Origin of the sequence: Streptomyces sp. NPDC127108, assembly GCF_042677545.1 — a bacterium.
Classification (GTDB): Bacteria; Actinomycetota; Actinomycetes; order Streptomycetales; family Streptomycetaceae; genus Streptomyces.
Genome location: NZ_JBHXTE010000003.1, coordinates 263,295 through 287,031, shown reverse-complemented (window position 1 = coordinate 287,031; position 23,737 = coordinate 263,295). Strand labels below are relative to the sequence as shown.

Annotated in this window: 21 protein-coding genes; 8 read left to right on the top strand and 13 right to left on the bottom strand. The window is 71.4% G+C overall.

The features are described from left to right. Positions 1-148: 148 nt before the first annotated feature. The gene (locus tag ACFVHO_RS04380; RefSeq protein ID WP_385709973.1) at positions 149-1,213 is read left to right on the top strand and encodes an alpha/beta hydrolase family protein; all 1,065 of its coding nucleotides are present in this window, start codon (positions 149-151) and stop codon (positions 1,211-1,213) included. 281 nt (positions 1,214-1,494) lie between these two features. Here ACFVHO_RS04380 and ACFVHO_RS04375 read toward each other — a convergent pair whose 3' ends face one another. The 7 genes from ACFVHO_RS04375 to ACFVHO_RS04345 form a co-directional block, all read right to left on the bottom strand. Beyond that, positions 1,495-2,664 (bottom strand): MalY/PatB family protein, encoded by a 1,170-nt coding sequence (locus tag ACFVHO_RS04375; protein WP_385709970.1) that lies wholly within the window; start codon positions 2,662-2,664, stop codon positions 1,495-1,497. An 85-nt stretch (positions 2,665-2,749) separates the two neighbouring features. Next, the gene (gene fbaA, locus ACFVHO_RS04370) at positions 2,750-3,772 is read right to left on the bottom strand and encodes a class II fructose-bisphosphate aldolase (RefSeq protein WP_385709967.1); all 1,023 of its coding nucleotides are present in this window, start codon (positions 3,770-3,772) and stop codon (positions 2,750-2,752) included. Between the two features lie 110 nt (positions 3,773-3,882). Continuing rightward, positions 3,883-4,434, bottom strand: a complete 552-nt coding sequence (pyrE, locus tag ACFVHO_RS04365) for an orotate phosphoribosyltransferase (RefSeq protein ID WP_385709964.1) — start codon at positions 4,432-4,434, stop codon at positions 3,883-3,885. Between the two features lie 10 nt (positions 4,435-4,444). Beyond that, complete coding sequence (locus ACFVHO_RS04360) at positions 4,445-5,248, bottom strand: aldose 1-epimerase (RefSeq protein ID WP_385709961.1); 804 nt, start codon at positions 5,246-5,248, stop codon at positions 4,445-4,447. 333 nt (positions 5,249-5,581) lie between these two features. Further along, entirely contained in the window at positions 5,582-6,460 is an 879-nt protein-coding gene (locus ACFVHO_RS04355; RefSeq protein WP_385709959.1) for a carbon monoxide dehydrogenase subunit G, read from the bottom strand. A gap of 70 nt (positions 6,461-6,530) precedes the next feature. Continuing rightward, positions 6,531-8,120 (bottom strand): polyamine aminopropyltransferase, encoded by a 1,590-nt coding sequence (locus ACFVHO_RS04350; protein ID WP_385709956.1) that lies wholly within the window; start codon positions 8,118-8,120, stop codon positions 6,531-6,533. Between the two features lie 195 nt (positions 8,121-8,315). Next, positions 8,316-8,837 carry a DUF2617 family protein gene (locus ACFVHO_RS04345; protein WP_030362063.1) on the bottom strand — a complete coding sequence of 174 codons (522 nt, stop codon included), beginning with the start codon at positions 8,835-8,837 and terminating at the stop codon, positions 8,316-8,318. A gap of 897 nt (positions 8,838-9,734) precedes the next feature. On the opposite strand from ACFVHO_RS04345, the gene ACFVHO_RS04340 reads away from it, so the two are divergent. Then, entirely contained in the window at positions 9,735-11,051 is a 1,317-nt protein-coding gene (locus tag ACFVHO_RS04340) for a pyridoxal phosphate-dependent aminotransferase (protein ID WP_385709954.1), read from the top strand. Between the two features lie 79 nt (positions 11,052-11,130). Beyond that, positions 11,131-12,324, top strand: coding sequence for a hypothetical protein (locus ACFVHO_RS04335; protein ID WP_385709951.1), 1,194 nt, complete (start codon positions 11,131-11,133; stop codon positions 12,322-12,324). Between the two features lie 21 nt (positions 12,325-12,345). Here ACFVHO_RS04335 and ACFVHO_RS04330 read toward each other — a convergent pair whose 3' ends face one another. Next, complete coding sequence (locus ACFVHO_RS04330) at positions 12,346-12,885, bottom strand: YbjN domain-containing protein (RefSeq protein ID WP_385709948.1); 540 nt, start codon at positions 12,883-12,885, stop codon at positions 12,346-12,348. 93 nt (positions 12,886-12,978) lie between these two features. Next, complete coding sequence (gene clpB, locus ACFVHO_RS04325) at positions 12,979-15,606, bottom strand: ATP-dependent chaperone ClpB (RefSeq protein WP_385709946.1); 2,628 nt, start codon at positions 15,604-15,606, stop codon at positions 12,979-12,981. 220 nt (positions 15,607-15,826) lie between these two features. On the opposite strand from clpB, the gene ACFVHO_RS04320 reads away from it, so the two are divergent. Continuing rightward, positions 15,827-16,261, top strand: a complete 435-nt coding sequence (locus ACFVHO_RS04320) for a pyridoxamine 5'-phosphate oxidase family protein (protein ID WP_385709943.1) — start codon at positions 15,827-15,829, stop codon at positions 16,259-16,261. Positions 16,262-16,415: 154 nt separating this feature from the next. Here ACFVHO_RS04320 and ACFVHO_RS04315 read toward each other — a convergent pair whose 3' ends face one another. Continuing rightward, positions 16,416-16,787 (bottom strand): hypothetical protein, encoded by a 372-nt coding sequence (locus ACFVHO_RS04315; protein WP_087885128.1) that lies wholly within the window; start codon positions 16,785-16,787, stop codon positions 16,416-16,418. A gap of 345 nt (positions 16,788-17,132) precedes the next feature. Here ACFVHO_RS04315 and ACFVHO_RS04310 point away from each other — a divergent pair, with 345 nt between their 5' ends. The 4 genes from ACFVHO_RS04310 to ACFVHO_RS04295 all read left to right on the top strand — a co-directional run bounded on the left by ACFVHO_RS04310 (position 17,133) and on the right by ACFVHO_RS04295 (position 21,160). Continuing rightward, the gene (locus tag ACFVHO_RS04310; protein WP_385709940.1) at positions 17,133-18,122 is read left to right on the top strand and encodes a helix-turn-helix transcriptional regulator; all 990 of its coding nucleotides are present in this window, start codon (positions 17,133-17,135) and stop codon (positions 18,120-18,122) included. Beyond that, the gene (locus ACFVHO_RS04305; RefSeq protein WP_385709938.1) at positions 18,119-19,099 is read left to right on the top strand and encodes a helix-turn-helix transcriptional regulator; all 981 of its coding nucleotides are present in this window, start codon (positions 18,119-18,121) and stop codon (positions 19,097-19,099) included. Before ACFVHO_RS04310 ends, ACFVHO_RS04305 begins: the two co-directional genes overlap by 4 nt. Before the next feature lie 513 nt (positions 19,100-19,612). After that, positions 19,613-20,161: a LuxR C-terminal-related transcriptional regulator gene (locus tag ACFVHO_RS04300; RefSeq protein WP_385709935.1), complete on the top strand. Its 549-nt coding sequence runs from the start codon at positions 19,613-19,615 to the stop codon at positions 20,159-20,161. A 24-nt stretch (positions 20,162-20,185) separates the two neighbouring features. After that, entirely contained in the window at positions 20,186-21,160 is a 975-nt protein-coding gene (locus ACFVHO_RS04295; RefSeq protein ID WP_385709932.1) for a LuxR C-terminal-related transcriptional regulator, read from the top strand. A gap of 22 nt (positions 21,161-21,182) precedes the next feature. Here the strand turns inward: ACFVHO_RS04295 and ACFVHO_RS04290 are convergent, their stop codons facing one another. The 3 genes from ACFVHO_RS04290 to ACFVHO_RS04280 all read right to left on the bottom strand — a co-directional run bounded on the left by ACFVHO_RS04290 (position 21,183) and on the right by ACFVHO_RS04280 (position 23,584). Beyond that, a complete protein-coding gene (locus tag ACFVHO_RS04290; RefSeq protein ID WP_385709929.1) occupies positions 21,183-21,671 on the bottom strand; it encodes a hypothetical protein in 489 nt (162 codons plus the stop codon). Beyond that, positions 21,668-22,342, bottom strand: a complete 675-nt coding sequence (locus ACFVHO_RS04285) for an XRE family transcriptional regulator (RefSeq protein WP_385709927.1) — start codon at positions 22,340-22,342, stop codon at positions 21,668-21,670. The genes ACFVHO_RS04290 and ACFVHO_RS04285 overlap by 4 nt, the downstream gene beginning before the upstream one ends. A gap of 261 nt (positions 22,343-22,603) precedes the next feature. Then, positions 22,604-23,584 carry an MBL fold metallo-hydrolase gene (locus ACFVHO_RS04280; protein ID WP_385709924.1) on the bottom strand — a complete coding sequence of 327 codons (981 nt, stop codon included), beginning with the start codon at positions 23,582-23,584 and terminating at the stop codon, positions 22,604-22,606. Positions 23,585-23,737: the final 153 nt, after the last annotated feature.

Genomic DNA, 23,737 nt, shown 5'->3' with positions numbered 1-23,737 from the left:
GGTGCGGCGGGCCCTGCGGCGCGCCCCCCGGCCGGATCCTGATACCGTCCGGCAAATCTGGATCATGGTACGAACGCCCGTCGGCCGCCGGACAGTTGCCGCCGGTGGCCGACGGGCGGCCGCTGGCCGAGTTTGAGAGGGTTGCCGCATGCCGGACGACGCCGCCGTGGCCCGCGATGCCGCCGAGCAGGATTCCGCGTTCGCACATCCCGCGGTCCGGCCCGACGCCACCGCCGCGTACGGCGAGCACGCGGACCAGGTCGTGGACTTCTACGCCCCGCGCGGCGCCGCCGACCGGGCCGCGCCGCTCGTCGTGGTGCTGCACGGCGGCGCGTGGCGGGCTCCGTACGACCGCGCGCACGTGTCACCCTTCGCGGACTTCCTGTCCCGACGCGGCTTCGCCGTCGCGAGCGTCGAGTACCGACGGGGGGCTTCGGGGGGCCTGGTCCCGGTGCAGGGCGGCCCTGTTCCCGCGGAGGGTGGCGTCGGCTCCGCGGAAGGTGGCCCTGGCTCCGCGCAGGGGGGTCTCGGCTCCGCGGAAGGTGGCCCTGGCTCCGCGCAGGGGGGGCTCGGCTCCGCGGAAGGTGGCCCTGGCTCCGCGCAGGGGGGTGCCGGGCCCGTTGCCGGGCGCTGGCCCGACACCCTCGACGACGTGGCCGCCGCGCTCGACGCGCTGCCCGGGCTGGTCCGCACGGCCCTGCCCGCGGCCGACCCGCACCGGATCGTGCTGACCGGGCACTCGGCCGGGGGCCACCTCGCGCTGTGGGCGGCGGCCCGGCACGTCCTGCCGGAGAGCTCGCCGTGGCACCGGGAGCGGCCCGCCCCGCTGCGCGGCGTGGTGGCGCTGGCGCCGATCGGTGACCTGCGGGTGGCCGACGAGCTGGGGGTGTGTTCCGGTGCGGTGCGCCAGTTCCTCGGCGTCACCGGTCCCGGCGGGGACGCGGGCGACGCCGACGCGCTCTTCGAGGAGCGGCGCGCGCACGCGGATCCGGCGGTGCTGCTGCCCACCGGGATCGCCACCACCGTCGTCCAGGGGCGCACGGACATCGTCGTGCCGCAGGCCGTCTCCGAGGCGTACGCGGACGCGGCGGCCAAGGCCGGTGAGGTGGTCGGGCTCACGCTCCTTGAGGACGTCGGGCACTTTCCGTTGATCGATCCGGCGGCGGATGCGTGCGCGGTGGTCGCGGAGGAGATCGCACAGCTGGCGTTCTGAGCCGGGGGCGCCCCCGTTATCGGCGCTCCGCGCCTCGTCCTCAGTCGCCGGACGGGCTTTCTCCCACCCACCCGCCCAAACTTGCACCAGCAGACCAACAGCCCGGCACCTTCATCCCGCCCCGGCGAAGTTTCCAGCCCGTCCGGCGTTTGAGGACGAGGCGCGGAGCGCCGATTCGGCGGAGGACCGTCCCACCCGCACGGGACACCCACCCCCTGGGGTCCAGGGGCGAAGCCCCGGTTTCGGGAAAGGGGCGGGATTGGGGAAGGCCCCGCCAGGGCTCAGCCCCGGACCGCCCGAACGCCCCGCACCAGCGCCTCCACGCCCACCTCGACCTTCCCCCTGGGACACCCCACGTTCAGCCGCACGAACCCGGGCGCCCCATACGTCCCCCCGGCCATGACAGCCACCCCCTGCCGCTCCACCAGCTCCCGCTGAAGCACCTCGTCCCCGACACCGCCGAGGACACCCCGCAGATCGATCCAGGCGAGATACCCCGCCTGCGGGGGCACCCACCCCAGCCCGGGGAAGGCCTCGTTCAGCCGCTCCCCGACGTACCGCAGATTCGCGTACGTATAGGCACGCACGGCGTCCAACCACTCCGCCCCCTCCCGGTAGGCGGCGATGTGCGCGGTCAGGGAGAGCACCGCGGGCGAGGCGAGCCCCTCCCCCGTGTCCATCCGCCGCACGAAGGCGGCATGGTCGTCGGGATCCCCGACGAAGCCGTAACTCCCGCTGAGAGAGGGGAAGTTGAAGGCCTTCGTGCCGGAGGTGACGAGGGCCCACCGCCCCCGCGCGTACCGGGTCCACGGCAGATGCGTGGAGCCGTCGTGCGTGAGGTCGGCGTGGATCTCGTCGCTGATGACGGCGACCCCGTGGCGCTCGCAGAGCGCGGCCATCCCGGCGAGCTCGGCGTCGCTCCACACCCGCCCGGTGGGATTGTGCGGCGAACAGAGGAGAAGCACGCGCACGCCGGGCCGGGCCAACTCGGCTTCGAGGAGGGCGAGTCCGGGATCGTCGACGGGCACGGTCCGCAGCTCGCGGCCGAGCCCGCCGACCGCCTTACGGAACCCGTCGTAGGTGGGCGTGTGCACCACCACCCCGTCGCCGGGCTCCGTCCACATCCGCAGGAGCTGGGATATCTGGTTGAGCACGGACGGGGCGTAGACGAGCGAGCCGGGGTCGACGTCGGTGTCGTGGCGCTGCTTGAACCAGTCGCGTACGGCACCCCGGAAGTCGTCGTTGCGCCAGTCCGTGTAGCCGAAGACGCCGTGCGCGACCCGCCGCTGGAGCGCGTCGAGGACGGCGGGAGCGCAGGCGAAGTCCATGTCGGAGATGGTGAAGGGGAGCAGGTCGGGGACCGGGAACCGGTCGGCGACGCCGTCCCATTGGACGCACCAGGTGCCGTGCCGGTCGACGGGGGTGTCGAAGTCGTAGGGGGCTGTGGTCACGGGCGGATCCCTCCGGGCATGCCGGGGGCCCGGCACTCGCGCGCTGTGGCGGAGTGCCGGGCCCGGCCGGACGGTGTGGGTGGCGTTACTTGAGCTTCGTGCCGGTGGAGCGCAGGTTCGCGCAGGCCTCGGTGACGCGCTTGGCCATGCCGGCCTCGGCGGACTTGCCCCAGGTGCGCGGGTCGTAGGTCTTCTTGGAGCCGACCTCGCCGTCGACCTTCAGGACGCCGTCGTAGTTCTTGAACATGTGGTCGGCGACGGGACGCGTGAAGGCGTACTGCGTGTCCGTGTCGAGGTTCATCTTCACGACGCCGTTCTCCAGCGCCGTGGCGATCTCCTGCTCGGTGGAGCCGGAGCCGCCGTGGAACACGAAGTCGAAGGGGGACTGCTTGCCGTACTTGGCGCCGACGCCCTCCTGGAGGTCCTTCAGGAGCTCGGGGCGGAGCACGACGTTGCCCGGCTTGTAGACGCCGTGGACGTTGCCGAAGGAGGCGGCGAGCAGGTAGCGGCCCTTCTCGCCCAGGCCCAGGGCCTCGGCGGTGCGGATCGCGTCGTCGACCGTGGTGTACAGCTCGTCGTTGATCTCGTGGGTGACGCCGTCCTCCTCGCCGCCGGTCGGGGTGATCTCGACCTCGAGGATGATCTTCGCGGCGGCGGCCTGGGCGAGCAGCTCCTGGCCGATGGACAGGTTGTCGGCGAGGGTCTCGGCGGAGCCGTCCCACATGTGGGACTGGAAGAGGGGGTCGCGACCGGCCGCGACGCGCTCGGCGGAGACGGCCAGGAGCGGGCGGACGTAGCCGTCGAGCTTGTCCTTCGGGCAGTGGTCGGTGTGCAGCGCGACCGTGATGTCGTACTTCGCCGCGACGATGTGCGCGAACTCGGCGAGGGCCACCGCGCCCGTCACCATGTCCTTGCTGTACTGGCCGCCCAGGAACTCCGCGCCACCCGTGGAGATCTGGATGATGCCGTCGCTCTCCGCCTCCGCGAAGCCGCGCAGGGCAGCGTGCAGGGTCTGCGAGGACGTCACGTTGATGGCCGGGTAGGCGAACTTGCCTGCCTTCGCCCGGTCCAGCATCTCGTTGTAGACGTCGGGGGTTGCGATGGGCATGTGTCCGCTCCTTGTGATGTGCGGGGTGCTGACTGACCGGGGGGCGACGTCGTCGTCGCCCCCATCTTTCCAGACTCGCCGGATTGCTCCAGCCGTACGTCATGTACCGATCAGTCGAGGCCCAGCTCGTCCTTCGAGTACGCGAAGAGGTACGGGACCCCCGCGCCCTCGGTGATCTTCACGTCGGCGCCGGTGGCGCGGTCCACGATCGTCGCGACGCCCACGACCTCGGCGCCGGCCTCGCGGACCGCCTCCACGGCGGTCAGCGGGGAGCCGCCGGTGGTGGACGTGTCCTCCACCACGAGCACCCGGCGGCCCTTGATGTCCGGGCCCTCCACGCGGCGCTGCAGGCCGTGCGCCTTCGCGGCCTTGCGGACCACGAAGGCGTCCAGGCGGCGGCCCCGGCCCGCGGCGGCGTGCAGCATCGCGGCGGCCACCGGGTCGGCGCCCATCGTCAGGCCGCCCACGGCGTCGAACTCCAGGTCGGCGGTCAGGTCGAGGAGGACCTCGCCGACCAGCGGGGCGGCCTCGCCGTCGAGGGTCACGCGGCGCAGGTCGACGTAGTAGTCGGCCTCGATGCCCGAGGAGAGCGTCACCTTGCCGTGCACGACGGCCTTGTCCTTGATCTGCTGCAGCAGGTCGCCGCGTACGTCGTTCGTCATGGCTACGAGCTTAAAGGCGCCGCCAGGTCCACGTGGTCGACGTCTCCAGGGGCTCCAGCGGGGTGACGAGGCGCGGCAGGGTGTTCAGGCCGTTCGGCGGGCCCGTCTGCGGCTCCACGCACACCGCCTCCGCGGGCTCGTCGTACACCACGACCCACTGCTCGCGGCTCGCCACCTTCACCTCAAGGCGGCCCGGCCAGGTCAGGGTCACGTCCACGCCGTCGGGCATGCCGAAGCAGTCGTCCCAGGGGCCGGGGGTGGGGTCGACGCGGGTACCCGTGGGGAGGTGGTCGTCGCCTCGCAGCTCCTGCCAGGCGGCGTCGAAGCGCACCTGTACGCCCTCGGCGTCCGTGGGGTCGTCCGCCAGGTGGCGGTTGAACCAGGGGTGCCAGCCCGCCTGCGCCGGGAACGAGTCCTCGTACGTCTCGATCGCCATCCTCAGCGTCAGGGCGTCCTCGGTCAGCTCCACGATCTGCGTGACCCTGCCCGGGTACGGCCAGGGGTCCGTCAGGTCGTACGTGAACACCGCCTCGCGGTCGCTCACCCGGGCCGTCTTCCACTCGGCGTCGCGGGCGGTGCCGTGGATGGCGTGCGGTGGGGAGTTCACCGGGAGCTGGTGCAGAACGTCGCCGTTCCTGAACTTCCCCTCCCTCGTCCGCCCGCACCACGGCACCATCGGGAAGCTTCCGTACCGCTCGCCCTGCCGCAGCAGCTCGACTCCGTCGACCCGCAGGCTCCCCACCCGACAGCCGTTCCCCGGCCACACCGTCACATCCGCGCCACCCGCGGCCAGCCTGATCTCGTCGCTACTCACGAAGTCGACCTTACGACCCCGCTGCTCGCCGAGGGCTCCCCAATCCCACCCCTTCTCCGATCCCGGGGCTCCGCCCCTGGACCCCAGGGGTGGGTGTCCCCTTCGGGTGGGACGGTCCGCCCCCGAATCGGCGCTCCGCGCCTCGTCCTCAAACGCCGGACGGGCTGAGAAAACAACTTCACCGAGGCGGGCTGAAGGTGCCGGGCTGTCGGCCAGGCCGGTGCAAGTTCGGGCGGGCGGGTGGGAGAAAGCCTGTCCGGCGCTTGAGGACGAGGCGCGGAGCGCCGAAACGGGGGCCACCCCGGCACAGCCGGTCCGGGCGCCCCGCCAGGCTCAGCGCCGACGCCGCAGCACCCGCCCCACCACGATCGCCGAAGCCAACACCACCGCAGCGGCAGGCGCAGCCCACCGCAGCGTGGCGACCCCGCCAGACATCGCCTCGGGCACCGGCACGGGCGCGTACCGCCCCCGGGGCGGAGCGTGGTCGACCTCCTCCGCGCTGCGCCCGATCATCGTCCGCCGAGCGTGCGCGGCCTCCGCCGCGGTCCCGCCCCCGACGTCCAACGGCCGGTCGAAGTCATCGGCCAACGGGTCCAAGGACGGAGGCGGCACCTCGGCCTCGTAGATCCCCCCGACCTCATTGGCGGAGCCGTCGGGAGCGTCGGAGCCGTCGGCGGCACCGGACGCGTCGGAGGTGCCGGAGGCGTCGGAGGCGTCGGAGGCGTCAGAGGCGTCGGAGCCGTCCGCACCCGGCCCCCGGCCAGAACCCGCAGCGGCCCCCACCCCCAACCCCTCCCCGAACCGCCCGAGCAGCCTCCGTGCCGCCGCCTCCACAGCCTGTGGAGAACTTTCGGCGATCTCGGCGAGCCGCCCGTCGCCGGAGCCCGTGCCGGTGAAGGTGAGGCTGGTGCCGCCCTCGGCGGCGGGGGCGAGGCGCAGGGTGAGGGAGAACTTCACGGAGCCGCTGCCGCGCACCTCCGTGCCCTCGCCGTCGAGGGAGTAGGCACCCCCGGCCCGCGGGGCGAGCCGCAGGACGCCGCGGTAGGTGATCGTGTGGCCACCGACCCGCACCCGCAACCGCCCGGACAGGGGCGGCGACTGCGCGTCGGCATCACGCTGCCACCCCGGCACGGCACCGGCGACCCGCTCGGGGTCGGCCAGCGCTTCGCGGAGCGGCTCTTCCGGGACCGGTACGAACACCTCATGCTCCATGACAGTCGAGCGTACCGACGCCCACCGCGTGATGTACGCCACTTGCCCGCGCCAAGGGTCCGACGACCCGTCAGTCGGCGTACCGCGGATGCACGAGGGTGGACGGGGCCATGGGGTGCGGGGCGTCGGGACGGACGCGCTGGGCGGCGCGCGCGCCGGACCGCAGGATGGCGGAGTCCGCGGCGCCGACCAGGCCTTCGGGGCCGCGGGCGGCGAGGACGAAGCCCCAGTCGCGGGTCTTGACGGTGCTGTCGGCGGTCCGGTCGGGCCCGGCGGCGAAGCCGGAGTGACGGCCCGTCACGCGGTAGGGCGTGGTGGCGAGCCCGGCGGCGCGCACGGTGGCGTCGACGGTCCAGTAGGTGTGGGGGCGGGAGACGACGGGTCCGGCGTGCACGGCGAGGCGGCCGCCGTCGGTGAGGGCGCGGGCGACGAGGCCGTAGAACTCCTGGGAGTAGAGCTTGGTGCTCGCGGTGATGCCGGGGTCGGGCAGGTCGGCGACGACGACGTCGTAGGGGAGGCGGCGGCCGTGCGGCCCGCGCAGCCAGTGGAAGGCGTCGGCGTGCACGACCCGCACCCGCCGGTCGCGGTAGACGTGGCCGTTGAGCTCGCTGAGCGCGGGATCGCTGCGGGCGAGCTTCACTACGCCGGGGTCGATCTCGACGATGTCGACGCGGCGCACCCCGGAGTGGCGAAGGACCTCGCGGGCGGCGAGCCCGTCGCCGCCGCCGAGGACGAGGACGCGGGCGTGCGGCCCGCCGCGCATGGCGGGCTGGACGAGCGCCTGGTGGTAGCGGTGTTCGTCGCGGCCGCTGACGCGGAGCCTGCCGTCGAGGAAGAGGTCGAGGGACTCGCGGTGGCCGCCGGTGAGGACGACCTCCTGGACGCCGGTCTGGACGGCGACGCGGATGTCGGAGCCGTAGACGGCGCGGCGGGCGGCGCGCTCGAAGTCGTCGACGAGGACGGCGGCGGAGGCGAGGACGGCGAGGACGGTGACGTTGGTGGTGAGGAGTATCCAGCGGCCGCGGCCGCTCAGGTCGCGGCCGAACAGGCCGAAGACGAGGGCCCCGCCGGCGAGGACGTTGACGGCGCCGGTGAGCAGCGCCCCGGTGAGCTGTCCGAACCAGGGCAGCAGCAGGAAGGGGAAGGCGAGTCCGCCGACGAGCGCGCCGACGTAGTCCGCGGCGAACAGGTCGGCCACCGCGCCGCCCGCGTCCTGCCGCCGGACGCGCTGGATCAGCACCATCAGGAGGGGGACTTCGGCGCCGATGAGGACGCCGATGGCGAGCGAGAACACCACGAAGAGGTAGCGCGAGCCGCTGGCCCACATCTCGCCGCGGTCCCCGGCCCAGGCGAAGGCCGCGTACAGCGTCATGGCGCTGCACCCGCCGACGAGGGCGAGGGCGGCCTCGATGAGGCCGAACCCGGCGGCGGCCCGGCAGCGCAGCCGCTTGGCGAGCAGCGAGCCGATGCCCATCGCGAACACCATCACGGACAGGACGACGGAGGCCTGGGTGACGGAGTCGCCGATCAAGTACGAGGCGAGGGCGACGAGTTCGAGTTCGTACACGAGTCCGCAGGCGGCACAGACGAACACGCCCGCGAGGACGAGGAACCGGCCTGTCCGGGGCGTGACGGGCAGACGCTCGGGCGGCTCGATCACGCTGCGAACGCTACGTCACCGAACGCTTACGCCAAGTCCCCCACAAGGGTGGAGGTGCCCGTGTGGACGTGTAGGACGCACAAAGGCCCGCAGAGCGCGTCTTCGTGACACCCGTGCCGCGCCCGCGCACACGGGTCCGCCGTCACCTCGGGCGTCCCACCCACCACCGGGCGGGCGCAGGGGAGTTCCCGCACGTCACAGCGGTGCGGGCATCCGCACGCCGACCCGGGTCCTGGTCGCCACCAGCTGCCCGTCCTGCGGATAGGCGTGCCAGGTGCGCCACATGACCGAGCCTTCGTGACGCTGGGCGAGCATCGCGGTGAAGGCGTGCGGGATGCCGGGGAAGACTCCGGCGAGGCCGTGCGGGTGCTCGGTGACCAGGGCGAGCAACTCCTGGGCACGGCCCGCGAACTGACCTCGCGACAGGGTTTCGACGCAGGCCGCGAACTCGTACTCCCACTCGCCCACCCGCTTGGACACGCCGAGCGGCAGCGGGGTGCTGCTGCCGGGGATGCAGGCCACCGTCTCGGAGCAGCTGCCGCCGCGCTCCTCCTCCAGGAGCACTTGGTGGGACGCCCCGAGCAGTCTCAACTGCACGGTGGCGCCTGACAGTTCGAGGTCGAGCGTGGCAAGGGCGGGCAACGGCTCGCGGCCGAGGGCCCAGGCCAGGTCCCCGGCGCGCGTGTCGGTATAGACAGTCTTCAGGGTCGTGAGCATGGGTCGGCTCCGCTAAGCACGCAATGGAGGTGGGGCCGGCGCACCCGGTCGGACACCGGGTGGTCGGAATGCCGGCTCGTGCCCACGGAGAAGTCTCGATCGTTGATTGAACTGAGAACGTCCGAGGGCGGTGTGACGGTTAAGAGGGAATCATGAACTGCGACACTGCCACAGCGTTTTTACCCAACTTCGTAGGGTTTCCATCCCCTAGAGGGCCGAACAGTTCATCTGTTCACGTTTCTGCAAACTCAGACGATCCAGAAGAGTCCCGGTACGGTCGCCAATAGACCCATTTGGCCCCTGTCGCCCCGCGACGACCCGCTGCGCTGCGGTTTCTCCGCGCCGCGCGTCAACATGCGTCCACACGCCCCGACAACGACGAAGCGCCCGCCGGGAGTTGACTCCCGACGGACGCTCCGCCCAGTGGACCAGCTGCCCCGTGTCAGCTGCCTCCGCCGCATCCACCCCCGCCACCGCCACCGCAGGACGAACCGCCGCCGCAGGACGAGGAGCCACCGCCGCAGCTGGAACCGCCGCCGCAGGACGTCGCGCCGCTGTGGTTGCTGCCGCTGCTCGCACCGCCGGACGCCCACCAGCTGCCGCCGCCGGCCCCGGACGCCGTACGCCGTCCGCGGCCCCGCACGCGGGCGGCCCCGATCGTGAGCCCAGCGATCATCAGCACCACAAGCCCAAGGAAGAGGACGACAAGAATCATGTCCCTCACTCACCTTTCCGTTCCCCCGATGCGCCGACCGCTCCGTGTTCCCCCGGACCCACGAAGCGGCTTGCGCCCTGCGGTCGTTGTCCCGCGTCGTTGCGTGACAAGGGGATGCCCCCGGCCATTCGCGGCCAAAGCAGAGTTGAGGAAGTCCAGAGGTTCGGCGCAGGATGACGGCCATGACGTCCTCTTCCGGCTCAACCGGCACCACTTCCGGCTCATCCGGCACCACGGGCACCACCGGCGCCCCGGGCGCCTCGGCGAGCGGCCGCCCGCTGCTCAACCGCCGCCTGGCCGAGTTCGGCACGACGATCTTCGCCGAGATGTCCGCCCTCGCCGTGCGGACGGGGGCGATCAACCTGGGCCAGGGCTTCCCCGACACGGACGGCCCCGACGAGGTGCGGGAGGCGGCCGTGCGGGCGCTGCGCGACGGGCGCGGCAACCAGTATCCGCCGGGCCCCGGCGTGCCCGAGCTGCGCACGGCGATCGCGGAGCACCAGGCGCGGGTCTACGGCCTGGCCTACGACCCCGACCGGGAGGTCCTGGTCACGGCCGGCGCCACCGAGGCCATCGCGGCCTCGCTGCTCGCCCTGGTCGAGCCGGGCGACGAGGTCATCGCCCTGGAGCCGTACTACGACTCGTATGCCGCCTCGATCGCGCTCGCGGGCGGCACCCGGGTGCCCGTCACCCTGCGCCCCCGTGAGGGACCCCGCGGCGGAGCCGCTAATCGACGCTTCGTCCTCGACCTGGACGAGCTGCGCGACGCCGTCACCCCGCGCACCCGGCTGCTGCTCCTCAACACCCCGCACAACCCGACGGGCACCGTCCTCACCCGTGCGGAGCTGGCCGCGATCGCGGAGCTCGCCGTCGAGCGGGACCTGCTCGTGGTCACCGACGAGGTCTACGAACACCTGGTCTTCGCCGACGCCCCGGAACCCGACGGCTCCGGCTCGCCCGCGCACATCCCGCTGGCGTCCTTCCCCGGCATGCGGGAGCGGACCGTCACCATCGGCTCGGCGGGCAAGACGTTCTCGTTCACGGGCTGGAAGGTCGGCTGGGTGACGTCCACGCCGGAGCTGGTCACGGCGGTGCGCTCGGCGAAGCAGTATCTGACGTTCGTGGCGTCGGGCCCCTTCCAGTACGCCGTCGCGGAGGCCCTCGCGCTGCCCGACGCGTACTTCACGGGCATCCGCGAGGACCTGCGCGCCAAGCGGGACCTGCTGTCGGCGGGCCTGACGGCGGCGGGCTTCGAGGTCTACCAGCCGCAGGGCACGTACTTCATCACCACCGACATCCGCCCGCTCGGCGCGGACCGTTCGCACGGCGGCGACGGCTTCGCCTTCTGCCGTGCCCTGCCCGAGCGCGCCGGTGTCGTCGCCATCCCGAACGCCGTCTTCTACGACCACCGGGAGGCGGGCGCGCCCTTCGTGCGGTTCGCGTTCTGCAAGCGCACGGAGGTCCTCGCGGACGCGGTGGAGCGGCTCAAGGCGCTGTAGGTCGACGGCACCCACCCGCACCCACCCACACGGACCCACCCGGCTCGCGCCCGCCGCCACGACCCCGGAGGGTTCGGGTGTGACCCACCCGAGCCCCACCGTCCCGGCCCCGCTCACCAAACCGCCCCGCACCCGCTGCCTCGCCCTGGAACCGAAGGGGCCGACGGCGGTGCGCGCCCTCGGCGTGTTCGCCGCCGCCCGCCTCACCGGGCTGCTCGCGGTGACGGCCGTGGCGCACGCCACCGGGCAGGACACCTTCCGGCTCCTCGGCCGCTCCTGGGACTCGCGCTGGTACACCGGCATCGCCGCGCACGGCTACGGCCGCACCCTGCACTTCGAGCCCACCGTCATCCAGAGCGACCTGGCGTTCTTCCCGCTGTACCCGGGCCTGATCCGCGCGGTCACCACCGTCACGCCGCTGTCCCACGGGGCGGCCGGGCTGCTCGTCTCCTGGCTCGCCGCCGGGGCCGCCGCGCTCGGCATCTACGCGATCGCGGCCCGCCTGTACGACCGCCGCACCGCGACCGTCCTCGTGCTCCTGTGGGGTCTCATGCCCCACTCCGTCATCCTGTCGATGGCGTACACCGAGCCGGTCCTCACCGCCCTGGCCGCCTGGTCCCTGTACGCGCTGCTCACCGGGCGCTGGCTGTGGGCGGGCACGCTCGCGGCGCTCGCGGGCCTGGCCCGGCCGAACGGCTTCGCGGTGGCGGCCGCGGTCCTCGTCACCGCGGGCTGCGAGATCGTCCGGCGGCGCGGGCGCGGGGTTCCCCACAGGCTGTGGACGGGCGCGCTGCTCGCGCCGCTCGGCTGGGGGGCGTACGTCCTGTGGGTCGGGGCCCGTCGGGGCGACGTGCTCGGCGGCTACTTCGCGGTGCAGCGCGGCTGGGGCTCGCGCTTCGACTTCGGCGCGGGCTCGCTCGCCTTCGTCAAGCACCTGCTGCTCGACGGCGACAAGCTGGTCTTCTCCATGACGCTGGTGATCGTCGCGGTGGCCGTGCTCCTGTACGCGCTCCTGGTGGCCGAGCGGGCGCCGCTGCCGCTGCTCGTCTACGCCGGCGTGCTGCTCCTGATCACGGTCGGCGGCTCCGGCTTCTTCGAGTCCAAGCCGCGTTTCCTGCTGCCCGCCTTCCCGCTGCTCATCCCGCTCGCGTGCGCGGTCCTGCGGACGGCGAGAGCCCGGCCGCGGGCCGCCTTCCTGGTGGTCGGCGCCCTGGCCGGGCTCTCGGTGGCGTACGGGACGTATCTGGTGACGATCGCCCGCATGCCGTTGTAGTCACCGCCGCGCGGCGGGCCCTCAGGCCTCGTCGTCGGGCTTCTCCTCGCCCTCGGCGGAGTCGACGGCCTGCTCCAGGCCCAGCTGCTCGACGAGCCAGCGGTCGAACTCGATCGCGGCGCGCACCCAGCTGACGGTCGACGAGACGAAGTGCTCCAGGGAGACACCCGTGCCGATCAGCATCTGGGCCTCGCCGATGAGGCGGACCGTGCCGTCGTCGTGGGTGTGGCTGTAGACCTTCGGCCACAGCGTGCGGCGGTTCCAGTCGTCGATGGACTCCAGGAGCTGGAGCTTCTCCTCGATGCCGTGGGGCCGGTCGTAGAACGTCCGCACCGAGAAGACCGCCTGGTCGTCCTCGCCACGGAACATGAAGTACGTACGGAACTCCTCCCACGGCGCCGCGAGGTCACCCTCGTCGTCGACGACGTACTTGAGTTCCATCTGGTCCAGGAGCTGCTTGACCAGGTCCTGGTCAGGGACGACGGGGCCCGCCGGTCCTGCGCCCTGCTGCGGTTCGGGCTGGCCCCCGAAATTCGGAATCGAGGACGGGTCGATGCTCACCGTGTATTTCCCTTCGTACGGATTGAGCCATCCTCTCCCATGCCGGGCGGGGGCTCGCAACCCCCGCCCGCCCATGTGTCCGGTTACGGCGCCTTACAGCGACTTCCCCGCTGCCTCCGGGGCCGTCCCGGCCCCCGCGGGACCGACGATGAGCCCGTCCCCGAAGACGTCCACGCGGACCGTGTCCCCGTCCTTGACCTCGCCCGCGAGGATCTCCTTGGCGAGCCGGTCGCCGATGCTCGTCTGGATGAGGCGGCGCAGCGGCCGGGCGCCGTACGCCGGGTCGTTGCCCTCGTCCGCGAGCCAGGCGAGGGCCGCGGGCGTGACGTCGAGCGTGAGCCGCCGGTCGGCGAGGCGCTTGGCGAGGCGCTTGATCTGCAGTTCGGCGATGTGCGCCAGCTCGTCCTTGCCGAGCGCGGAGAAGACGACGAGGTCGTCGAGGCGGTTCAGGAACTCGGGCTTGAACGAGGCCCGCACCACTTCCATGACCTGCTGCTTCTTCTCCTCCTCGCTGCTCAGGGGCTCGACCAGGTACTGGCTTCCGAGGTTGGAGGTGAGGATCAGGATGGTGTTGCGGAAGTCCACCGTCCGCCCCTGCCCGTCGGTGAGACGGCCGTCGTCGAGGACCTGGAGCAGCACGTCGAAGACCTCCGGGTGCGCCTTCTCGACCTCGTCGAGCAGCACCACCGTGTACGGGCGCCTGCGCACGGCCTCGGTGAGCTGACCGCCCTCCTCGTACCCGACGTAACCGGGAGGAGCACCGACCAGCCTCGCCACGCTGTGCTTCTCGCCGTACTCGCTCATGTCGATGCGGACCATGGCCCGCTCGTCGTCGAAGAGGAAGTCGGCGAGCGCCTTGGCCAGCTCGGTCTTGCCGACGCCGGTCGGGCCGAGGAACAGGAACGAGCCGGTGGGGCGGTCGGGGTCGGCGATCCCGGCGCGGGTGCGGCGCACGGCGTCGGAGACGGCCTGGACGGCCTCGGTCTGGCCGATGAGTCGCTTGCCGAGCTCGCCCTCCATGCGCAGCAGCTTCTGCGTCTCGCCCTCCAGGAGCCGCCCTGCCGGGATGCCGGTCCAGGCGGCCACGACATCGGCGATGTCGTCGGGCCCGACCTCCTCCTTGACCATGGTGTCGGCCTCGGCTGCCTTCTCCTCCTCGGCCTCCGATGCGGCCTCCAGGTCCCGCTCCAGGTCGGGAATCTCGCCGTAGAGCAGCTTGGACGCGGTGTCGAAGTCGCCGTCGCGCTGCGCCCGCTCGGCCTGCCCGCGCAGCTCGTCGAGCTTCTCCTTCAGCTCGCCGACGCGGTTGAGGGACTCCTTCTCCTTCTCCCAGCGGGCGGTGAGCCCGCGCAGCTCCTCCTCCTTGTCGGCGAGGTCGCGCCGCAGCTTCTCAAGACGCTGCTTGCTCGCCGGGTCCGTCTCCTTGCTGAGCGCCAGCTCCTCCATCCGCAGCCGGTCGACGGCGCGCTGCAGCTCGTCGATCTCGACCGGCGAGGAGTCGATCTCCATCCGCAGCCGGGACGCGGCCTCGTCGACCAGGTCGATGGCCTTGTCGGGCAGGAAGCGCGAGGTGATGTACCGGTCGGAGAGGGTGGCGGCGGCGACCAGGGCGCTGTCCGCGATCTGCACCTTGTGGTGCGCCTCGTACCGCCCCTTGAGCCCGCGCAGGATGGCGATGGAGTCCTCGACACTCGGCTCGGCGACCAGCACCTGCTGGAACCGGCGCTCCAGGGCGGGATCCTTCTCGATCCGCTCCCGGTACTCGTCCAGGGTGGTGGCGCCGACCATGCGCAGCTCACCGCGCGCGAGCATGGGCTTGAGCATGTTGCCCGCGTCCATGGCGGAGTCCCCACCGGCCCCCGCACCGACGACCGTGTGCAACTCGTCGATGAACGTGATGATCTGCCCGTCGCTCTCCTTGATCTCGGAGAGCACCGTCTTGAGCCGCTCCTCGAACTCGCCCCGGTACTTGGCCCCGGCGACCATGGCGCCCAGGTCCAGCGAGACGAGCCGCTTGTTCTTCAGCGACTCGGGAACGTCCCCCTTCACGATGCGCTGCGCGAGCCCTTCGACGACGGCGGTCTTGCCGACGCCGGGCTCACCGATCAGCACCGGGTTGTTCTTGGTACGCCGCGACAGGACCTGGACGACCCGGCGGATCTCCTGGTCCCGCCCGATGACCGGGTCGAGCTTGCCCTCGCGGGCGGCGGCGGTGAAGTCCGTGCCGAACTTCTCCAGGGCCTTGTACTGCCCCTCGGGGTCAGGGGTGGTCACGCGACGCCCTCCACGGCTCGTCTCGAAGGCGTCGAGCAGCTTCTTCGCGCTCGCGCCGTTCTGGTTCAGTACCTCACCGGCCGCGCCGCCCTTCGCGGCCAGGCCGATGAGCAGATGCTCGGTGGAGAGGTAATCGTCGCCCAGCTCCTTGGCGCGCTGCGCCGCGTCGGCGACGACGGCGAGCAGCTCGCGGTCGGGCCCCGGCGGGGAGACCGTCGATCCGGTGACGCTGGGCAGCCCCGCGAGGACGCGCTCGGCACCGGCACGCACGGCCGCCTGGTCGGCGTCCACGGCGGCGAGCAGGTCGGTGATGTTCTCGTTGTCCTGCCCCTCCAAGAGCGCCAGCAGCAGATGCGCTGGCGTCAGGTCGGGGTTGCCACCGGACACGGCCCGGCTGGTGGCCGCGTTGATCGCGTCCCGGCTCCGGTTGGTCAGCTCGGCGTCCACGTGCGGGTTCTCCTCCTGGGTCGCGGTCTGTCGGGCCTTGCGGGCCCATGCTGACTTAGACAGCGTACATAAAGTTGAGTCTATTCCGCTCAAGGGTGGCGAAGGAACCCGGAGCTTGGCACTCCTGGGGCCCTGGGCTCGGATTCTCCGGGGCCCGCACCTCAGGAATCCCTGGGCCCGGAGTCAGGAGTCCCTGAGGTGCGGGCTAGGTTTCCTGCCCATGAGCATCGACCTGGGCGATCCGCCCGCCGCCTACCTCAGCTTCTGGCGCGAGCGGCACCTGTGCACCCTGACGACCCTGCGCCCGGACGGCACCCCGCACGTCGTCCCGGTCGGCGTGACCTTCGACGAGCGGGCGGGCGTCGCCCGGGTCCTGGCGAACAGGTTCAGCAGGAAGGTGGCCCACGTCATCGCGGGGTCGGCGGCGGCCGGGGCGGACGGCCCGGCCGGCTCCGGTGCGCGGGTCGCGGTCTGCCAGATGGCGGGGCGGCGCTGGGCGACCCTGGAAGGCCTGGCCGAGGTGTCGGCGGAGCCGGAGCGGGTGGCCGAGGGGGTGCGGCGGTACGAGGAGAGGTACGGGCGGGTGCCGTCGCCGAACCCGGACCGGGTGGTGATCGAGATCCGGGTGACGCGGGCGTTGGGGAAGGCGGGCTGAGGGGGCGCGCGGCGCGAGGGCGCGAGGGGCGCGAGGCGCTGGGGGTGCGCCTCGGTACCGGCACACACCACAGCGGCGCCACCGTGTTCAGGTCCACGGTGACGCCGCTGCTGGGGGAAGCACCTGCGCGATTTACAACGACGGGGGAATCGCGTCAGGCGCTGCGGGGGGTGGCTGCGAGGGAGTCTGCGGAAGCGGTCTGCCGCTCGACGGCCTGTCGGTCGGCTTCGCGCTTGCGCTTGTCGATCACTTGGTGGTCGCGCTGGTCGAGGTTCACGAAGACCATGCCGTAACGCACGGCGCAGCGGACCGGCTGCGGCGCGCCGCGGGGGCGGCGCAGGCAGCGGTAGGCGCGGATGTCCTCGTCGTCGTCGCGGACGATGACGACGGGCTCTCCGACCAGGGTGACCATCAACGAGTCGCCGGGGTGGGGGATCGCGGTGACGAGGTCGATGAAGTGCCAGCCGGAGCGGTAGGCGGTGGCCATTTCGCGGCGGAAGGTGCGGTCGTCGGGAGGAGTGGTCATGACTGGACGCCCCCCGCCGGAGCCGAGCCCCACCAGACATCGCTCTGCCCGGCCGCGCCGATCGGCGCGGACGCCCAGATGACGTCCGGCGGCGCAGCATTGGACGTCGACGCCTGCGCGCCGTCCTGGCCCGCATCGACAACGGCCAGAGCACTGATGGCCAGACCGGCCGAAAGGGCACCGATAAGCACTGAGCGAAGCATTCCCTTGCACATAGCGGGCTTCGTCCTCACTTCCATAGCGACTTCCCCCGGCCTCCCAAGACGATGGCTCATTCGGCCATGCACGCACCACAGGAGCGATGCATCATGTTCCTGCACGTTCAGGAGCCTGGGGGGTGGAGCTATGACAACAAAGGATCCAATTCGGGCACATCCTCATTCCGTAGCTGAGCTATGCGAAGAGGGCAAGCGGCTCTACGCCGACGCGCTGCGCTCGGGCCGCATCACCCGGGCCGAGGCCGCCATGGCCCCGTGCCTGGTCGAGTTCGCTCTGCTGCACCCGGATCCCGATGATCCGGAGTGGCTGCGTCCGGTGCCGCCGACCGCGGCCCTGGCGCAGCGGCTGCGCCCTATCGAGCGCGAGATCCAGGAACGCCGCACTCTCGCCGTGGAGCTGACCGACACCTTTGAGCCATTCCTGGCCATCAGCGCTCAGGACCGCTCGATGGTCCACGCGATCACGGTCCTCGAAGGCCCCGAGCGGATCAACGCGGCCATCCAACTAGCGATAGCCGAGTGCCAGTCGGAAATCCTGACGGTGCAGCCCGGAGGCGGGCGCAGCGAGGAGATCCTTCGGGAGGCGGTGAAACGCAGCCAAAGCATCATCGAGCGCGGCATCACCATGCGTACGCTCTACCAGCACACGGCGCGACACAGTCAGGGCACCATCGCCTACGCCGAATACATGAAGCAAGGCAAGGTCGAGGTCCGCACCCTCGAAGAGCTCGTGGACCGACTGATGGTCTTCGACCGCACGGTCGCGTACATCCCGGCGCAGGAGGACGGTCAAGTGGCCCTGGAGCTGAGGCACCCGGGGCTCGTCACGTACCTCGCGAACGTCTTCGAGCAACTCTGGCAGCGCGCGTCGCCGTTGCTCGAAGAGGCACCGTACGGACCGCCCACCGACGGCATCACCGGCGTCCAGCGCTCCATCGCCCGCCTCCTGATCGAAGGGCACGTCGACGAAGCCATCGCCCGCCGCCTCGGCATGAACGTGCGCACCTGCCGCGCCCACATCGCCAAAATCGCCGCCGCCCTGGGCAGCGGAAGCCGCGCCCAGCTCGGCTACCTCATCGCCCAGTCCGGCATCCTCGAGCAGGACAAACCAAGATGACCACCGAACCCCGCCCGCACCCTCACGGCCCCGACGAGTTGTGCGACGCGGGTTCGGCCCTCTACGCCCGCGCCCTGCGCGAGGGCCGCGTCCGCCACCGGGAGGCCGACACCGCCCCCTGCCTCATCGACTTCGGCCTCCTCCACCCCGACGTCGAGGACATGGCCTGGCTGCGCCCCACCGCGCCCGCCGTCGCCCTGCCCCAGCTCCTGCGCGGCATCGAGGACCACATCGCCCGCCACCGCGAGCGCGAGGAGCGCCTCACGGCGATGTTCGAGCCGCTCATGGCCCTGGACGCGCGGCAGGCGGCCGGCGGGGAGCCCCCCGAGATCACGGTCCTCGACGGCTTCGAGCGGATCAACGCGGCCATCGACCGGGCCATGGCCGACGCCACCGTCGAAGTCCTCACCGTCCAGCCCGGCGGCGTCCGCTCCCCCGAGGTCCTGGCCGACGCGCTCCCCCGCGAACAGGAACTGCTCGCCCGCGGCTGCCGCATGCGCACCCTCTACCAGCACACCACCCGTCACTCCCTCCCCGCGCTCGCCCATTACGAGCAACTGGACGGCGACGTAGAGGTACGCACGCTCAATGAGGTAACCGAACGCATGGTGGTCCTGGACCACTCGGTGGCTTTCATCCCCGCCAGCAAGGACCGCACGGTCGCCCTCGAAGTACGCCAACCGGCCATCGTCGACTACCTCATCACCACCTTCGAACGACTGTGGCGACTGGCCACCCCGATGTTCCCGCACGCCGCCCAGCTCCCCGCCGAGAACGGCATCACCACCCGTCAGCACGCCATCGCCGAACTCCTCGTGGAAGGCCTCACCGACACGGAGATAGCCACGCGCCTCGGCATGAACGTGCGTACCGCCCGCGAACACATCGCGAAACTCGCCGCGATCCTCGGCAGCAACAGCCGCGCCCAGCTCGGATATCTCATTGGTCAGTCAGGGATCCTCGACCAGAATCACTAGCTGTCGGACACCTGGGGCGGGGGGCTTCGGGCAGGTGCAAGGAGGGGCAGCGACGTGGTGGTGGAGCACAGATCGCACGCGGAAGGGCTGTTGTGCGAGGTGGGCAGGAACGCGTACCTGCGCGCCCTCCAGGAGAGTGGGATCCAAGCTCAAGAGGCCGACGGGATCCCGTGCCTCGCCGACCTCGGTCTTCTGCACCCGGACGCCGAGGACCCGCTGTGGCTCCGCCCCATGGCACCGTCCGTGGTCCTGCCCCAACTGCTCCACCGCGTGGAAGAACACGTCGCCCATCAGCGGTGGCTCGGAGCGCGGATAGCCGCCTCTTTCGAATCGCTCATGCCGCTCACTCGCCCGAGGGGCTCCACCTCGCCCTCGTCCTCCCTGACGGTCCTGGACGGCCTCCATCAAATTCAGTCGGCCATATTCCGGGCAGCCGCCAGGTCCTCCCAGGAAATCCTCGCCATTCAGCCCGGCGGCCAGCGGCCAGCCGAAAGGCTCCCTGGAGGTCTGCCCATGGAGCAGCGGGTACTCGACCTAGGCGGACGCATACGCACGCTGTATCAGCACACAACACGGCATTCCCAGCCGGCTCTGGCCCACTACGAACAGCTGGACGGCGACGTCGAAGTCCGCACATTGGACGAACTGCCCAAACGCCTCCTGGTCTTCGACCGCACATACGCCTTCGTCCCGGTCAGAAGGAGCCCCAGCCATGCGGCCCTCGAACTCCGGCAGCCCGCCATCATCAACTACCTGGCCGCCACCTTCGAAATCCTGTGGCGCCTGGGCACCCCCCTGTTCCCGCACGCGGAACCCCTCCCCACCTCAAACGGCATCACCCCCCGCCAACAAGCCATAGCCGCCCTCCTCACCGAAGGCCTCACGGACGCCGACATAGCCGCCCGCCTCGGCATGAACGTCCGCACCGCCCGCGTCCACATCGCGAAGATCGCCGCGATCCTCGGCAGCACCAGCCGTGCCCAGCTCGGATACCTCATTGGCCGGTCTGGGATCCTCGACCAGAAGCACTGGTCGGCGGGCGAACACTCACGGCGTCGGTGATGCGGGAGAGGGACGGCGAAGGCAGTGGTGGAGCACAGAGCCCACGAGGGCGGTGAGTTGTGCGAAGCGGGCAGAGGGCTGTACGTCCGCGCGCTGCGATCGGGGCGGATGCGCATCGAGGACGCCCGTGCGGCCCCCTGTCTGGAGGAGCTGGGGCTTCTCCAGCCGGACGGGGAGGGTGCGCGGTGGCTGCTGCCCGTCGCCCCGTCCGTGGCCCTGCCGCGGATCCTGCACGCCATCGACGTGAGCATCAGCACGCAGCGGCAGCGGGAGTCGCGCCTCGCCGACGCCTTCGCGCCGCTGATGGCCCTCGGCGGCGAGCGGGCGCGCAACCCGCATTCGTCCGGAACGACCCTGCACACGGGTGTGTCGCACATCAATGAGGCCATCGACCGGGCGGTGTCAGGGGCGAGGTCGGAGGCCCTCGCCATTCAGCCGGGAGGAAAGCGGTCCGCCGACGAACTGGTGCGCTCGCTGCCGCGGGTGAACCACATCCTCTCCCGTGGCGGCCGGATGCGGACGCTCTACCAGCACACGACGCGCTACTCCGGCCCGGCGCTCGCCCACTACGAACAGCTGGTGGGCGACGTGGAGGTCCGCACGCTCGACGAACTGCCGCACCGCATGATGGTGTTCGACCGCACCGTGGCCTTCATCCCCGTCGGTGACTCCCCCGACGTCGCGCTCGAGATACGCCAGCCGGCCATCGTGGACTACATGGTCGCGACCTTCGACCTGCTGTGGCACCTCGCCGTCCCCAGATGGCCCCAGCCCATCCCCAAGGCCGCCCCACACGGCCTCACCCCCCGCCAGCTCTCCATCGCCGCCCTCCTCACCGAAGGCCTCACCGACGCCGACATAGCCGCCCGCCTCGGCATGAACGTCCGGACCGCCCGCGTCCACATCGCCAAGCTCTCGGCGGTCCTGAAGAGCACCAGCCGCGCCCAGCTCGGCTATCTCATCGGCAAGTCGGGCATCCTCGACCGCGCACCCGGCTGACCCGCCCGCCCAGGGAGGGGCCCTAGTGGTAGACGGCCCGCTGCAGGGGCAGCCCCAACGCCCGCAGCGCCGAGCGCACCACGCACTCCGCGTCCAGGCCGTCCGCCCCGAGGTCGAGCACCGCGGACTGTTCCCACCGTACGGACGAGGGGCGGCCCATGCTGACCTGCCAGCTGGGGCCTCGGTCGTCCAGGGCGATGTTGAGGACGCGGACCACGGAGACCTTGGCGACGACCTGGAGGGGGAAGTCGCCGGCGAGCATCTGGCGGTCCACGACCCAGGTCACGGGGTAGCCGCGGCCGTTGAGGTCGGCGGCCATGGCGTGCAGCAGCGTGGCGAGGGAGGCGCGTTCCAGGACCGGGCCCACCGGATCGACCGGATCGACCGTGCCAGCCGTCAAGGGCCTCGCCTGGGCGGGCGCGTCGGCCGCCACGGGGACGTCGAACACCTCGGCGGCGTCCTCGCCTGCCCTGCCCGCCCTGCCCGCCCTCGCGGCCTTCTCCAGCCTCATGCCGATGTCGGGTTCTCGTCGAGCGGGTCGAAGAGCAGCACGACATGTCGCGCTCCCGGCGAACTCGCCGGTTCCGAGACGACCATCGTGATCTGCCCGGGGCCTTTTCGCGGGTGGTACAAGGGCCTGACGTCACCGTCCGGGTGGATGTACACCTCGGTGCCGCGCTCGTAGATGGGGCCCGCGTACTTGTCCCGTTTGACGTCCTCGTTCAGTTGGGCCAGGGAGCGGTTCTCGGGATGTTGAATGTGGGCGAGCCTGATCTGGTTGAGAATTCCCGGCGCCCAGCGGGTGTCCCAGTCGGTGAGAATGTGATCGCGGGCCTCGTCGGCGAGCGCCATCCACCGCATGGTGTTCTCCGGCGGTATGCGGTCCTCGAAGATGTCGGCGAACGGCTCGTTGTACGCGACGAGGTCCCATTGGACGTTGCTCACGTACGAGATCTCACGCTGCCCGGAGACCGCCCGCTGCCACGCCGCGGCGGCGGGCATGCGGACGCCGCCGCCGGGGTCGAGGGGGTGCGGCGGCCGCTGGCCGAGGCTGAGCAGATAGACCTGGGTGAACTCGTCCTCGCTCATGCGCAGGATCCGTCCGACCTCGCGCAGATAGCCGTCGCGCGGGGACATCTTTCCGCTCTCGAACCGGTGGTAGGTGCCCACCGACCGGTTCATGAGGATGTCCATGTCGGGCTGTGCGAGACCGTGCACGCGGGGCCCGGGGCGCCCCGTCGGCTTCGGCGTCAGACCCACTTCCGGGGGTGTGATTCTGGAACGCAGTTCTTTGAGTATGCGACGCAGCGCTTCCTCGTCCACTGCGTTTCCCCCTTTCCAGCTTCCCCGCTTCCCCGTTCCCCCGTAGCTGAGCGCACGGCAGGCCGTACGCACAGTGCCTGCACCATAAGCCCAAACGAGTTGCCGACCAACAGATCGTATTCAGCGGGCCGCAGCGGTGGCGTGGTGGTGCGTATGAGCCCAGCGTGCGGCGTGCGTGGCCAGGTCCACCATTTCGATGGGCGCCGCGGCTCCGCCGAGGTGGTGGTACTCGATGAACGTCAGCATCACGACGCGCTCCGGCGCGCCCAGGTGCGGGTGGAATCCGGCGGCGAGGATGTCCGCCGCGGCCTCGTACGCGCCGAGCCCCCGCCCGTGCCGCTCCTTGATCTCCCCTTCGAGCTCCCGCAGATAGCCGATGTACGCGCGCACCCCGTCGGGGCCGATGACCCGGCCGTGGCCCGGCACGATGTGCTCGGCGTCGAGCGCGAGCACCGCCTCGGCGGCCCGCACGACCTCGGCGAGCGGCCCTTCCCAGTGCACGGGGTGGTCGCCCTCGAAGACGACGTCGCCCGCCATCACGACGCCCTGCTCCGGCAGATGCGCGACCAGGTCCCCGGCGGTGTGCGCCGGACCCACCTCGACGAGGCGCACCTCGATGTCGCCGACGTGGAAGTCGTACGAGCCGTTGAAGGTGACGGTGGGCGGGACGACGGTGATGCCGGTGTAGTCGTACGCCCCGAAGCGTTCGCGCGCGTACCAGCCGAGCGGGTTGTCCGGGTCGCTCGCGTGCACCAGGTACTGCATCTGCTGCGGGGAGATCTCGCGGCAGTGGCGTTCCAGGCTGGCCTGGGAGCTGATGATCTCGGCGCCGGGGAAGAAGGCGTTGCCGAAGCAGTGGTCGCCGTTGGCATGGGTGTTGACGATCGTGCGGACCCGGGCGCCCGCGGGCAGAACGCGGTCGGCGGCGGCGATGAGCGCGCGGGTCATGCGCTCGTCGTAGGGGGTGTCGATGAGCGCGGTGTCGTCGCCCGAGGTGACGAGCAGGCAGTTGGCGAGGCCCCAGGCGCCCGCGGCGCCGCGCGGCGCCCAGAGGTACAGTCCGTCGCCGCTCAGGGCGGTGAGGTCCACAGGAAGGTCCATGGACGTATTTTCGTCGGGTTCGTGCCGGGAGTCGGAGGCCCCCCGGCTGTGGGGATGGACACACCCGGCACGAGCAGATGATTGAAGCTTGAATAATTGGTTCGTCATCGCAGGGGATAAACCCGCCATTGATATCAGTTGTCTCGTTGACAA

Excerpts from the sequence above, each read along its gene's own strand:
- ACFVHO_RS04380 (WP_385709973.1), top strand. The coding sequence starts at position 149 with ATGCCGGACGACGCCGCCGTGGCCCGCGATGCCGCCGAGCAGGATTCC.
- fbaA (WP_385709967.1), bottom strand. The coding sequence starts at position 3,772 with ATGCCCATCGCAACCCCCGACGTCTACAACGAGATGCTGGACCGGGCG.
- pyrE (WP_385709964.1), bottom strand. The coding sequence starts at position 4,434 with ATGACGAACGACGTACGCGGCGACCTGCTGCAGCAGATCAAGGACAAG.
- ACFVHO_RS04355 (WP_385709959.1), bottom strand. The coding sequence starts at position 6,460 with ATGGAGCATGAGGTGTTCGTACCGGTCCCGGAAGAGCCGCTCCGCGAA.
- ACFVHO_RS04345 (WP_030362063.1), bottom strand. The coding sequence starts at position 8,837 with ATGCTCACGACCCTGAAGACTGTCTATACCGACACGCGCGCCGGGGAC.
- ACFVHO_RS04340 (WP_385709954.1), top strand. The coding sequence starts at position 9,735 with ATGACGTCCTCTTCCGGCTCAACCGGCACCACTTCCGGCTCATCCGGC.
- ACFVHO_RS04320 (WP_385709943.1), top strand. The coding sequence starts at position 15,827 with ATGAGCATCGACCTGGGCGATCCGCCCGCCGCCTACCTCAGCTTCTGG.
- ACFVHO_RS04315 (WP_087885128.1), bottom strand. The coding sequence starts at position 16,787 with ATGACCACTCCTCCCGACGACCGCACCTTCCGCCGCGAAATGGCCACC.
- ACFVHO_RS04310 (WP_385709940.1), top strand. The coding sequence starts at position 17,133 with ATGACAACAAAGGATCCAATTCGGGCACATCCTCATTCCGTAGCTGAG.
- ACFVHO_RS04305 (WP_385709938.1), top strand. The coding sequence starts at position 18,119 with ATGACCACCGAACCCCGCCCGCACCCTCACGGCCCCGACGAGTTGTGC.
- ACFVHO_RS04300 (WP_385709935.1), top strand. The coding sequence starts at position 19,613 with ATGGAGCAGCGGGTACTCGACCTAGGCGGACGCATACGCACGCTGTAT.
- ACFVHO_RS04290 (WP_385709929.1), bottom strand. The coding sequence starts at position 21,671 with ATGAGGCTGGAGAAGGCCGCGAGGGCGGGCAGGGCGGGCAGGGCAGGC.
- ACFVHO_RS04285 (WP_385709927.1), bottom strand. The coding sequence starts at position 22,342 with ATGAACCGGTCGGTGGGCACCTACCACCGGTTCGAGAGCGGAAAGATG.
- ACFVHO_RS04280 (WP_385709924.1), bottom strand. The coding sequence starts at position 23,584 with ATGGACCTTCCTGTGGACCTCACCGCCCTGAGCGGCGACGGACTGTAC.